Source organism: Roseivirga pacifica, from assembly GCF_900111145.1.
GTDB lineage: Bacteria > Bacteroidota > Bacteroidia > Cytophagales > Cyclobacteriaceae > Roseivirga > Roseivirga pacifica.
Window position 1 is genome coordinate 913533 of sequence record NZ_FOIR01000002.1, and the last position, 13704, is coordinate 927236.

The following is a 13704-nucleotide window of genomic DNA, read 5'->3' on the forward strand; positions in this document are numbered from 1 at the left end:
TATATCTCCCATTATGCCACTACGTTTTCAAAGTTTCTCTTCTGCATCATTACTTTTTTGTATTCACGAGGAATCACTTTCACAAATTTTCCTCGTACCAAATCCCACTGGCTGAGCAGCTCAATTGCACGCACACTATTGGTGTATCTGTGGTGCTTTTCGAGCATTTGATAAATGAAGTTGAAATCGTCCTCCTCGGGATATTCCAACTCTACCAGTTCCGTATTACATCTCGACTTAAAGTCGAAATCATCCTCAAACACATAGGCGATTCCGCCACTCATTCCGGCTGCAAAGTTTTTACCTGTTTCGCCCAAAATAATCACTCGGCCGCCAGTCATGTACTCGCAACCGTGATCACCGACACCTTCTACCACAGCCTTGGCTCCGGAATTTCGCACTGCAAAACGTTCACCTGCTTGACCATTTACATATAGTCGGCCTCTGGTTGCTCCGTAAAGTGCCACGTTTCCAATTAGGATATTGTCAGCTGCTTTGCAGCCACTTTCAGGTGAAGGATAAATTACCAACTTACCACCGGAGAGTCCCTTGCCCACATAATCATTCGCCTCGCCTTGTAGGTTGAAGGTGATGCCGTGGCTTAAGAATGCCCCAAAACTCTGGCCGGCTGTTCCCTTAAAGTCTACCGTAATGGCACCATCTGGCAAACCGTCTGCCCCGAACTTTCGGGCAAACTCACCAGAAAGCATGGCGCCTGTGGTCCTGTTTTCGTTGTGAATTGACTGTTGGAAGCGAACATACTCGCCATGCTCAAAAGTAGGCTGCGATAGTTCTAATAACTTATGATCGAGCACATCAACCAATCGGTTTGGTTGTAGCTTTGTTTTATGCTGCGGTTCGCCAGTGGTTGCCCAAGGATTCTCTAACAATGGTGTCAGGTCTATGGTACCTGCTCTCTCGTCTGCACGCTGTCTATCGAACTCAAGCAAATCGGCACGACCAACCAGTTCGTTCACCGTTCTTATGCCAAGCTCGGCCATTATTTCGCGTAATTCTTCAGCCATAAAAGTGAAGAAGTTCACAATGTGCTCCACCTTACCGGTGAATAGCTTTCTCAATTCAGGGTTTTGTGTGGCCACCCCAACTGGGCAAGTATTTAAATGGCACTTGCGCATCATTACGCAGCCTTCAACCACCAAAACAGCCGTGGCTACACCCCATTCTTCTGCCCCTAACATGGCAGCAATGGCGATGTCGCGAGCCGTTTTGATTTGCCCGTCCGTTTGGAGTTTAATGCGGTTACGAAGACCGTTTCGCATCAAAGTCTGATGCGCTTCGGCCAAACCGATTTCCCATGGAATTCCTGCATGCTGAATAGAGCTTAGCGGTGATGCTCCTGTACCACCATCATGGCCAGAAATTAGAATGTTATCTGCGTTGGCTTTAGCCACACCAGCCGCGATGGTTCCAACACCAGCCTCTGCAACCAACTTTACATTTACTTCCGCTTTGGTGTTTACATTTTTAAGGTCAAAGATTAATTGTGCTAAATCTTCAATCGAATAAATATCGTGATGTGGCGGTGGTGAAATCAAAGTTACACCCGGGGTAGAATGCCTGATTCTCGCAATATTTTCATCTACTTTTAAGCCTGGCAGTTGGCCACCCTCGCCTGGCTTGGCGCCTTGTGCTACTTTAATCTGCAATTCATCGGCATTTACCAAGTAGTGCGCGGTAACACCAAAGCGCCCCGAAGCTACTTGCTTAATGGCTGAACGCGCCAACATACCGTCTTTATCAATGGTAAATCGCTCGGCATCTTCCCCGCCTTCACCAGAGTTGGACTTACCACCAATAATATTCATGGCCTTGGCAATAGTGGTGTGCGCCTCTTCCGAAATAGAACCGAAAGACATGGCACCGGTAGCAAAACGCTTCATGATCTCGCTGGCTGGCTCCACTTCTGCAACAGGAATAGACTGCCCTTTCTTAATATTGAATAGGCTCCGAAGCGTTACATTTTTATGCTCCTGATTATCTATTTCTTCCGAATACTGTTTGAACAACTCAAAGTCATTCAATCGGGTTGACTTCTGAAGCAAATGGATGGTTTTAGGGTTGAAAAGGTGTTTTTCCCCTTCTCTTCTCCATTGATAGATTCCACCATCTGCGAGTGTTTTCTCTAAATAGTCAGAATCAGCCAAGCGTTGATTTTCTTTTAATTCGGCTTCTAGCTGCGCAAAAGTCTTACCACCTATTCGGCTTGGTGTACCTTTAAAGCATTTGTTCACTACTTCATCCGCTAGCCCCAATATTTCGAAGATTTGGGCACTCTCATACGACTGCAGCGTAGAGATTCCCATCTTACTCAAGATCTTTCTAAGTCCGTAATTGATGGCTTTAATATACTGCTCATTAATGCTATCGTTCTCTTCGGCACTGAACAGACTCCCCAGCGTTTCGAAAGCCAAATAAGGACAAACAGCCGAAGCACCGTAACCAATAAGCGTAGCAAAATGATGGGTTTCCACCACATCCCCAGCCTCTACAATAAGGCTTGTTCTGGCGCGAATACCTTTGGCTATTAAGTGATGGTGTACAGCACCTGTCATGAGCAGAGACGGAATTGAAAGCTGGCCATTAACAGGCTGATTTGATAGTACCAACAGGTTCACTCCTGCCTTCACCTTCTGCTCTGCTTCGAGGCAAAAATCATCAATCGCTTGTGCTAAAGTCTTCTCTTCAGGATTATATGTTGTAGTGATCTTTCCACCTTCAAAGTTAATGCTCAGGTAGTTTGCCAATCTTCTCACTTGATGCGGCAAAAGTACTGGCTGTTCCAATACAATCTTTCGAGAAGTTGGGTCATCATCCTCCAACAGGTTATTCGATTGCCCCAAATAAACCGCTAGAGACATTACCGCCTTTTCACGAATCGGGTCGATGGCCGGATTAGAAACCTGCGCAAACAGCTGGCGACAATAGTTCGAAATATGTGCGTTTCGCTTGGCAAACACTGCTAGTGGTGCATCGTTACCCATGGAACCAACCGGTTCCGTGCCCTTATCACCCATTGGTGAAAGAATGAACTTCAAATCTTCTTTGGAATATCCAAATGCAATTTGCTCTGGCAACAGCTCCTCTTTCGTTCTTGTATCAACACTTTCTTGCTGCGTGAATATTTCATCACCTGTTACAATCAAGTTTTTATTCCATTCTGCATATGGATACTCGGCCGCAATTCTGGCCTTAATCCCCTCGTCTTCCTCAAAGGTATTTTCGGTAAGATCTACCAAAAGCATTTGCCCCGGCTTTAGCTTACCTCTGCACATCACCTGAGCTGGTTCTACATCAACTATACCTGTTTCCGAAGCGAAAATCAGGCGATTATCGCTCGTAAGGGTAAAACGAGTTGGGCGCAAACCATTACGGTCAATACATGCTCCAATTTTGTTTCCATCAGTAAAGCAAAGTGCAGCAGGGCCATCCCATGGCTCTAAAAAAGTAGCGTGATATTCGTAAAAAGCTCTTAACTCATCGCTCAATTCGGTATTCTCTCTCCAGGCCGGTGGCACCAACATAGCCATTACTCTTTCTAATTCTCTTCCACCCATTAGCAACAGCTCTACGGCCATATCCAAATTGGCTGAATCGGAATAAGCAGGGTCGCAAATCGGTAGCAACACCTCAATTTCTTCTTTGGTAAAGTCTGTGCTATTGAACAACGCTTCGCGCGAAAGCATTTTGTTGATATTTCCTTTAATGGTGTTGATTTCGCCATTGTGTGCAACGTAGCGGAAAGGCTGCGCCAACCTCCACTCTGGCAAAGTGTTGGTTGAAAAGCGCGAGTGAATAATTGCGAAAGACGATTCGAAGGACGTTTGGCGCAAGTCTTCGTAGTACTCATCTATTTGCCAAGTACGAAGTTCTCCCTTGTATATTAAGGTATGCGCTGAAGATGAGGACATGTAAAACTCTTTGGCCCGCTCAAGGCCACGGGCTTTAAATTCGGCCAGCTTGCGGAACAAATACAGTCTTCTGTTCAAAGCTATTCCATCAAGGCTAGCTTCTTTACCTTGAATAAAATACTGCCTTACTAAAGGTTCGTTTGACTGCGCAAAATCCCCCAGCTCTTGACTGTTGGTGCTTACCTTTCTTTCCCAAAAACAGATAAGGTCGAGTTCTTCTAGTGATTCTTCGATACACTTTTCGAATAAGGGAAGGCCATCAGTTTTGGGCAAGAAAGTCATCGCTACACCATAAGTACCTTTGGCCGGCATGCTTATGCCCTTCATCAGTGCTTCGGCCTCGAAAAAATCGTGTGGAATACCGACTAAAATTCCGGCACCATCGCCTGTTTTGTCATCGGCAGCCACACCACCACGGTGCTCCATGCGATGCAACATCTTCAGTGCATCGGCCACAACACCATGCGATGGTTTATTCTCTAGCTGGGCGATAAAGCCAATGCCACAAGCGTCCTTCTCATATTCCTCTCTGTAGAGTCCTTTCACCATAATATTATTTGGGTTATTTTAGATAAAGCAATCGATTACCGCGATTCTGTTCGCTCTTATGCTTCTTTCAATATGGAATTTAGCTTCTTTGAAGAACGCATTGAAATGAGTTCGCTAGAGTTATATGAACATCAACGCGTACCAAACACACTTAATAATTTAATTTTCAATTAGTTATAGACTCAATTAATTACATGTCTAAAACACCAAACGACCACTTACTTTTTGAACTAATCCATTCGCTCACTAAATCTGAGAAGCGAAGTTTCAAGCTTTTTGCCAAGCGATCAGGCGCTACCAATGAGTCGAAATTCATTAAGCTTTTTGATGCCATGGAAAAGCGTGAGCAGTACGATGAAGCTGCCATAATGAAAAAACTACCGGGTGTCAGTAAAACGCAGTTCGCCAACTTAAAATCGCACTTATACGGACAGGTTTTGGCCAGTCTAAGGCTTTCGAACCTAAAAGATGATATTGATATAGAGCTACGCGAACAGCTCGATTACATTCGTGTACTTTATAAAAAAGGACTATATACACAGAGTTTAAGGCTACTTAATCGTGCTAAGAAGGTAACGGGTGATTATCGCAAAGACCTTTTTCAGTTGGCACTGTTAGATTACGAAAAGCAGATTCGTTCTCAACAGGTTTTCGATCTTGAAGAGTCTTATGCAGAGGCACTGGATAAGGAAACCGATCAGGCCATGACACGCTTTAACCGTGTGCAGAAATTCTTTACACTGGCAACACGCATGAAAGCCCGTTTTGTAGAAAAAGGCATGGTTAAGAATGATGGCGAAATGAATAACCTGAAAGCCTTATTCTACAGAAACCTGCCAGAGTATAAGGAAGAAGAGTTGGCTTTCAACGAAAAATTCTACCTCTATCGCGCTTGCTATTGGTTTGCTTACCTTACCTACGACTTTGAAGGCTGCGTGACTTACGCACATAAATGGGTAGAGATTTTCCAAGAGACCGGACTGGACAAAAAACGAAGGGCTGGCTACCTAAAAGGACTCAACCGTTTATTACAGTCGGCCTTTAGGGTTGACGATATAGCAGCATTTAAGCAGCACTTCGAGCTTTTGAATAAGTTTGAGGCGGAAGAAGGTCCAACCTTAGCCAGCAACACCGAGGTACTCCTTACCAAGTACAAAACCATACAATCTTTCAACAGGGTATTCCTATTAGCCGATTTCGAAAAACAGCAAGCATCAATAGAAAGCCTTTTGGCAGATATCAAGTCTTCTAAACACCTGATTGACCTGCATAACCTAATGGTGATTTATTACAAAGCAGGCGTTTTCTACTTTGCGATTGAAGACTATGAAAAATCGCGTTACTACCTGAATAGAGTAATTGATGACAAAGGTAAACTGCGCTCCGATTTGAAAGGGTTTGCGCGCATTATCAATATCCTGATAGATTACGATTCAGGTGACGAGGAGCATTTGGAACGTAAAATAAAGTCGACCTACGTTTTCATAGAGCATCAGGAAAACCTCGGGAGCTTTCAAGAGGCATTTTTAGAGTTTTTGGGCAAGCTGGGCACTATTTACCCGCAAGACCTACGCAAGGGCTTTATCGACCTTAAAAATCAATTGGAGGCACTGCAAAAGGGCACATATACCAAAAAGTTACAGCTCTATTTCGATCTGCTTTCTTGGTTAGAGGCAAAAATACAGCGCAAGCGTTTTATTGAAGTTGTAAAGGAAAAAGCAGCAGCCCACCACTAATGATTTTGCTTTCAGCTGAACACTTAAACGTATAAAAAACCATCCTATCAGTTGTGATAAACAGCTGATAGGGTGTTAATGAACCCACTGGAGCTAGCGACATATTTTCTGTAGATGCAAAAATCTACATACTTAAGTTTCTTATGTATAAGAAAATTAGGTATACTTGTATATGTCTTCAAGTAAACTGTTAAAAGGGAGCCTTGCCACCATAGTACTGCGACTGTTAGAAGAAAACGACCGCATGTATGGTTACGAGATTACCCAAAAGGTAAAAGAACTTACAGCTGGTGAGTTTAAAATTACCGAAGGGGCGCTCTACCCCACCCTCCACAAACTGGAAGCCGAAGGGCTTTTAACCACCGAAACCCAACCGGTAGATGGCCGTGTGCGCAAATACTACAGCCTAACCAAAGAAGGAAATGCTGCAGCCCGCAGCAAAGTAACCGAGCTTGAAGAGTTTATCATTAGCCTACAAAAAGTGTTGAACCCTAAACTTGGACTGGGATGAAACTAACCCACTATCAAATAGAACATATTAAGGAATACATCGACCGACAGAACATTTGGTACGATGACATTAAAGATGAGCTTTTAGACCATCTCATCTGTGCCGTAGAAGTTGAAATGGAAACCAACGAAATCAAGTTTATTGACGCCTTAGGCAAAGTATTAACTGAAGTTAACCCCAACGAGCTACAGCGCCAAAAACTAAAAGTGGAGCATATTCAAACCTTCAAGGATTTAGCTTCAGAACTAAAAGCATTCGTTTCAACTAAAAAAGTGATATTCACCCTAGCAGCTACAGCTATCTCATATGCTGTCATTCGCTTTAGTGTTGACTTAGAGGAAGCCATGAAGGTCTTTCAGCCTGCAATGATTCTTGCATTGATGTTGAGTTTCGCTATTCCGACCGTTAGCAATAGAGCCTTAAGACCACTCAAAAATGCATATTTCATCAGCCGATTGAATACCATCTATACAAGCGCATTTCTAGCTTCATCCATCATCAATTTGTTGGCATTGGATTGGTTGATCGTACATCCTAAAGCCTTGATCATCTATATAACCATATTCATATGTTTCGTGATTGCCGGTTTCCTTTTAATGAATAAAACCATGCTAAAACTCAAAGCACGTGTCGCTTAGCAAAGACCAAATCGACCAGATAAAAGCTTTTATCCACTCACGGGGCTTTAAGCATATTGAAGTAGAGACTGAGATATTGGATCATGTGGCCTCAGCGGTGGAAAAGAAGTTGGAAGAAAATCCCAAGAAATCACTCGAAAAGGCTATTCAAGAGGTACATGCCAGTTTTGGTGTGTTTGGGTTTGCTGGTTTTGAGGAGGTCATAATTGGACAAGTCATTAAACAGCTTCGCAAAGAAGTTATCAATGCAATTTACAACTACTTTACTAGCTGGAAATTGTTAATTATTTCCGCATTGATTTTGGTTGGTTACAGTTTCAACAGCCTAATTCATCAAATTGGTATTACGGAGAATTATCAACTGACCATGTACTTGGTTGGAATTATAGCATGTATATATAGCCTAGTGTGTATCTACCCGATTAGTAAAAAATGGCACAAGAAATCAATTACCATAGGACATTTGGGAGCATACTGTGCTTTTACTTTTACACTTTTTGCACAGTCATCAGGAATCGCCCTGAATTATTTACAAGAAACTACCCCTGATAGCATTACCCATTTATTCCCAATATTTTTCGCTATTACCGTGCTATCCGCACTAGTATATGTAGATGCTGCCAAAGCATGCTACCACCGCACTTACGAGCAGTACCTGAGGTTTATTGATTAGCCGCTAAAAAAACACCCAAGACTCATTCAACAATTATGAATAAGCCTTGGGTTTTTATTAAATCAAAGTCCAGACACCTATTATCAGCCCTGAACCCTAAATAGCTTAACTTACTGTAGACCCTGGATTTACCTTAGCGTTCGGCTGCATTAGTCTAAGGTTTCCTTCGGCATCTTCAGCCATCAGAATCATACCATGAGACTCTACTCCCATCATTTTGCGTGGAGCCAAATTCGCAACAATCATTACCTGCTGACCAATCAATTCGTCTGGGTTGTAGTGCTTAGCAATACCACTCAAAATAGTGCGTTTGTCAACACCAGTATCTACCAAAAACTGAAGCAGCTTATTCGACTTCTCTACCTTCTTGGCCTCTAAAATTGTCCCGATTCTGAAGTCCATTTTCATAAAATCGTCAAACACAATTTCTTCTTTCATCGGGCTTACTTCAATCTCCTTATTCTCCATTTCGTTTTGCTTCTTAGTTGCTTCCAATTTATCTACTTGCGCCTGAATGGTGGCGTCTTCTATTTTTTCAAAAAGTAACTGTGCCTTTTCTAATTGATGTCCCGCTGCCAACAACTCATCATTACCAGCCTTAGACCAATCATACCTCTCAATATTTAAGAAGTTTCTCAACTTCTCGCTGCTGAAAGGAATAAATGGCTCGGCAACAATACTCAGGTTCGCTACCAACTGAAGCGCAATATTTAGAATTGTCTTTACGCGCTCCTCATCAGATTTTATCAGCTTCCAAGGTTCGGTATCGGCTAAGTATTTATTGCCCATTCTTGCAAGCTCCATCATTTCGGCCAGCGCCTCTCTAAAGCGATAACGCTCAATAGCAGCACCTACCTTATTTGGCACCTGACCGAGCGCATCTAGCACCTCTTTATCATTATCGAACAACTCCCCTCTTTCAGGCACTTTACCTTCAAAGTACTTGTGTGTGAGCACTACAGCGCGGTTTACAAAGTTGCCAAGAATGGCCACCAACTCACTGTTATTTCTGGCCTGAAAATCCTTCCAGGTAAAGTCATTGTCCTTAGTTTCAGGCGCATTTGCACAAAGTGTGTAACGCAAAACATCTTGCTTACCTGGCAACTCTTCCAAGTACTCGTGTAACCATACGGCCCAGTTTCGAGAGGTAGAAATCTTATCGTTCTCTAGGTTCAAAAACTCATTGGCCGGCACATTATCTGGCAAGATGTAATCGCCATGTGCTTTTAGAATAGCCGGGAATATAATACAGTGGAAAACAATGTTATCCTTACCAATAAAATGAACCAGCTTAGTGTCTTTATCTTTCCAATATGGCGTCCAATCAATGCCCTTTTCGACAGCCCATTCGCGGGTTGCAGAAATGTAACCAATTGGTGCATCGAACCAAACATAAAGCACCTTACCATCGGCACCTTTTACTGGCACTTTTATTCCCCAGTCAAGGTCTCTGGTCATGGCACGTGGCTGCAAGCCACCATCTATCCACGACTTGCACTGTCCCCAAACATTAGACTTCCAATCGTTTTTATGACCTTCAACAATCCATTGGTTCAACCACTTTTCATAATCCTGAAGTGGCAAATACCAATGCTTGGTTTCCTTCAACACTGGGGCATTTCCACTCAAAGTCGACTTAGGGTTAATGAGATCCGTGGCGTTTAATGAAGTACCACAGTTTTCGCACTGGTCGCCATACGCTGCAGGGTGGCTACATTTTGGGCAAGTTCCGGTAATGTACCTATCGGCCAAAAACTGCTTCGCTTCTTCGTCATAATACTGCTCGCTGGTGCGCTCTTCAAACTTACCATCGTTGTACAGCGTTTTGAAAAACTCTTGAGCGGTTTCATGATGAATTTCATTCGATGTTCTTGAGTAGATATCGAATGAAATGCCCAACTGACCAAAACTTTCTTTGATCATACCGTGATATTTATCGACAATATCTTGTGGTTGAATACCCTCTTTGCGAGCACGCATGGTAATGGCCATTCCGTGCTCATCGGAACCACAAATAAATGCTACATCCTCTCCTTTCGAGCGCAGGTAGCGCACATAAATATCGGCCGGCACATATACACCTGCCAAATGCCCGATGTGTACCGGACCGTTGGCATAAGGTAAAGCTGCCGTAACAGTATGTCTTTTAAAATCTGTCTTAGTCATGGCTGCAAATTTAGCCGTTAGATTGTAGACTTAAAGCATCAGGTAGAGAATTTGAGTCTCCGTTGGTCTATTTCAATTGTGAATCTTCGAACCAAATCATCATCTTGTCGTACTTTGCAGAGGGAGAGACAAATTATTCAAACAAAAAATCTTAACTATGACAGCTAAAGAAGCACTAGAGCTATTGAAAGAAGGTAACGCGCGCTACGTTGCCGGAACACCAGAACACCCAAATACTAGCGTTGCTAGAAGAAATGACTTAACCAATGGCCAAAGCCCATTTGCCATTGTTTTGAGCTGTGCAGACTCTCGCGTAGCACCTGAACTTTTGTTCGATCGCGGACTTGGTGAATTGTTCGTGATTCGCGTTGCCGGCAACGTAATTGACGACCACGCAATTGGAAGTATCGAATATGCCGTAGCACACCTTAATACTAAGCTTATTGTAGTACTTGGCCACGAAAGTTGTGGCGCTGTAGGTGCTAGCTTAAGTGGTGAAGATCCAGGAGCTCACATTGGTTCTATTACCTCTAAAATTCAGCCAGCCGTAGCTAAAGCCAAAACGCAGGAAGGCGACCTATTAACTAATGCAGTAAAGGAAAATGCCAAAATGGTAGGTGAAGCACTCGCAGCTTCAGAGCCAATACTTGCTACAGCCGAAGGGCTTGAGGTAGTTTCTGGCTACTACAAACTGAGTACTGGAGAAGTAGACTTCTTATAAAGGAAACCGAATAAACATATGACTGAAGCCCGAGCTAAAAACTTGGGCTTTTTTTATTACAATTTTGGGAACGCCCAATCCTGCCAAACACAAGCAATTAGCCCTTATATCAAATAAGCCACACTTTTTAACCAATCCCCTTTTATTTACATAAAATATTATGCAATTTAAAGTACATCAGTTTTTAAGGTAGAAAAACAAAAACACCTTAAAACATGATTAGCCCATTTTTACCAGATGGGCGAAACCAAAGCAGTTGGCACTATACTTTACTTCCGTTTGCGCTGGTACGGAAGTATTAGCATAATCCAATACTGATCCTTCGGGAGGGAGAAAAAGAAGAGGGGTAATTTTACGGTATTCGATTGCAGTATGAAAATTGGCAAGACCACAACAGTGAATGTTGCGCCTTATGAAAAGGTGGCCCTAGTGGCAGTAGTCGTTATCAGCGTGCTGGTAATGATTGGCTGGTTTCTAGACATTGAACCTATGCTGAGCCTTATTCCGAACGGCTCTACCATGAAGTTCAATACAGCCCTGCTATTCTTTCTAACAGCCACTTCCATATTCGCTAAAATCAAAGACAAGCCCCTCATTGCTAAACTCTTAGCCTCTGCAGTAGTCCTTTTTGCACTGCTTAGTGTAGTGCAAGACATCTTTCGACACTTAGACTTTTTCATAGATAACCTATTTGTTTACGATTCTTACAGTGATAAGAACCCTGGTAGAATGTCGCCAGCATCGGCACTTTCATTTATTGCCACCAATCTTTGTCTATTATTCAGAAACACCAAGTTATCCAAAGGGATTTACCTGCAAGACATACTGATCTCAACAGTATTGTTTATCACCATTTTAGACCTAACCACTCACCTTTTAGGTATACCATTAACTAACAAAGAGTTTTTCCTGAGCACTATGGCCGTGCACACAGCGCTGCTATTTCTTGTGCTCAACATAGTACTATTAACGAGCAGCCCAGACCTCAACATATCCAAACTTATATTTGGCGAAAACCTGGGTAGCTCTTTAATGCGCCAAATGATTCCGTTTATTTTCATTTCGCATTTCCTATTGAGCTTGCTTTGGTTTCAGCTTTCCAAAGCCTCCCTTATTACCGATGATTTTGCCATATCAGGACACACATCGAGTGTTATCCTAATCACACTTATTTATGTAACATTCATTGCTTCAAAGTATAACCGTGCCGATAGACAGCAAATATTGCTGAACGAAAAAATTGCCCTCACCAATAGCCAGTTAAAGCAGTTTCAATTTGCCTTAAATGAGAGCTCAATCGTGGCAATAACTGACCAACGCGGAATCATAAAGTATGTAAATCAAAAGTTCTGCGAAATTTCCGGATACAAAAAGCACGAACTGGTAGGCAAGACACACAAAATTGTGAACTCCGGATATCACGAAAAACACTTTTTTAAAACGCTTTGGAAAACAATAAATGAAGGAAAAGTTTGGCAAGGCGATATTAAGAACCGAAAAAAAGACGGTAATTATTATTGGGTTTTAACAGTAATAATCCCCTTTAAAGACGAAAACGGCAACATTTACCAGCACCTATCCATTAGGCAAGATATTACCAAAAGAAAAGCTGTAGAAGAACGACTAAAAAAACAGAACAAAGACCTTAAGAATAAGAATGAAGAGATCGAGCAGTTCGCATACATTGCTTCTCACGACCTACAAGAGCCGTTAAGAACACTTGTGAATTTCACCAACCTCTTTGAAAAGCGGCTTTCAGGAGAATTATCAGATGAAGGTACAAAATACCTTGGCTTTATAAACAATGCGGCCACTCGAATGAGCACACTTATAGCAGCACTGCTCGATTACTCACGCGCTGGCTCTGCCAAGGACTATACGCTTGTAGATAACAATGAAATTATAAATACGATAGTAGAAGATCTCAGCAAAAAAATTAGCGAGACCAAAGCGCAAATTAAAGTAGCTGAATTACCCACTATTATGGCGCCAGAGCTTAGCATGCGCGTGCTTTGGCAAAACCTTATTTCCAATGCGCTCAAGTTTTCGAGAGAAAACGTCCCTCCTATTATCAACATCGATTATAAGCAACTTGGCGATAAAATTGAATTTACAATTGAAGACAATGGAATAGGAATTCCGGAGCATTCAATCAATAAAGTATTTAAAATATTCCAAAGACTTCATCCGGATAAAAAGTACCAAGGCCATGGGCTTGGCTTGGCGCTTTGCAAAAAGGTTATAGACCAACTGGATGGAAACATTTGGATTACAAAACCAGAACACGAAGGTACCAAGCTTCACTTTTCCCTTAATCAAAAAACCAATGAAGAAACTAGATTGTATTTTACTGGTGGATGACAATGACGCTGACAATTATTATCATCAAATGATAATTGAAGAAGTAGGTTGTGCTGAAGCTATTCTTGCACTCGAAAATGCATTTGACGCACTCGATTACATAAAAAGTGTGGATGAAAGCGTGGAGCAAGCAACTCCTAACATCATATTTTTAGATATCAATATGCCAGGAATGAACGGCTGGGAGTTTCTTGATGAGTACGAGAAGCTTAGCAAAGAACAAAAGGCGAATGTAATGGTCATAATGCTTTCCACATCTCAAAACCCAGACGATAAAATTAAAGCCAAAGCAAAATACGGTATACTAGAGTTTGTGAATAAACCACTTACCGAAGAAACACTTAAGAAATTGATTAAAAAGCACTTTCCTGACGTGTTAGAATAATTGTAAACCTATAAGACCAAGAACTCATTTAATAT

General features: G+C 42.3%; 9 protein-coding genes. 7 read left to right on the plus strand and 2 right to left on the minus strand.

Going from position 1 to position 13704, the window contains the following annotated elements:
* Positions 1-11 precede the first annotated feature (11 nt).
* On the minus strand, positions 12-4478 hold the full coding sequence (gene gltB / locus BMW98_RS12745; RefSeq protein ID WP_090258962.1) for a glutamate synthase large subunit: 4467 nt from the start codon (positions 4476-4478) through the stop codon (positions 12-14).
* Between the two features lie 194 nt (positions 4479-4672).
* Between gltB and BMW98_RS12750 the strand changes: the two genes are divergently transcribed.
* The 4 genes from BMW98_RS12750 to BMW98_RS12765 all read left to right on the plus strand — a co-directional run bounded on the left by BMW98_RS12750 (position 4673) and on the right by BMW98_RS12765 (position 8036).
* The gene (locus BMW98_RS12750) at positions 4673-6214 is read left to right on the plus strand and encodes a hypothetical protein (protein ID WP_090258963.1); all 1542 of its coding nucleotides are present in this window, start codon (positions 4673-4675) and stop codon (positions 6212-6214) included.
* Between the two features lie 172 nt (positions 6215-6386).
* A complete protein-coding gene (locus BMW98_RS12755) occupies positions 6387-6725 on the plus strand; it encodes a PadR family transcriptional regulator (RefSeq protein ID WP_090258964.1) in 339 nt (112 codons plus the stop codon).
* On the plus strand, positions 6722-7363 hold the full coding sequence (locus BMW98_RS12760) for a hypothetical protein (protein WP_090258965.1): 642 nt from the start codon (positions 6722-6724) through the stop codon (positions 7361-7363). Before BMW98_RS12755 ends, BMW98_RS12760 begins: the two co-directional genes overlap by 4 nt.
* Complete coding sequence (locus tag BMW98_RS12765; protein WP_090258966.1) at positions 7353-8036, plus strand: hypothetical protein; 684 nt, start codon at positions 7353-7355, stop codon at positions 8034-8036. The genes BMW98_RS12760 and BMW98_RS12765 overlap by 11 nt, the downstream gene beginning before the upstream one ends.
* A gap of 105 nt (positions 8037-8141) precedes the next feature.
* On the opposite strand, the gene metG is transcribed toward BMW98_RS12765, so the two are convergent.
* A complete protein-coding gene (gene metG, locus BMW98_RS12770; RefSeq protein ID WP_090258967.1) occupies positions 8142-10202 on the minus strand; it encodes a methionine--tRNA ligase in 2061 nt (686 codons plus the stop codon).
* 157 nt (positions 10203-10359) lie between these two features.
* Between metG and BMW98_RS12775 the strand changes: the two genes are divergently transcribed.
* The 3 genes from BMW98_RS12775 (at position 10360) to BMW98_RS12785 (ending at position 13669) form a co-directional block, all read left to right on the plus strand.
* Positions 10360-10923, plus strand: a complete 564-nt coding sequence (locus tag BMW98_RS12775; RefSeq protein WP_090258968.1) for a carbonic anhydrase — start codon at positions 10360-10362, stop codon at positions 10921-10923.
* 372 nt (positions 10924-11295) lie between these two features.
* The gene (locus tag BMW98_RS12780) at positions 11296-13284 is read left to right on the plus strand and encodes a sensor histidine kinase (protein ID WP_090258969.1); all 1989 of its coding nucleotides are present in this window, start codon (positions 11296-11298) and stop codon (positions 13282-13284) included.
* Positions 13250-13669, plus strand: a complete 420-nt coding sequence (locus tag BMW98_RS12785; RefSeq protein ID WP_090258970.1) for a response regulator — start codon at positions 13250-13252, stop codon at positions 13667-13669. Before BMW98_RS12780 ends, BMW98_RS12785 begins: the two co-directional genes overlap by 35 nt.
* Positions 13670-13704: the final 35 nt, after the last annotated feature.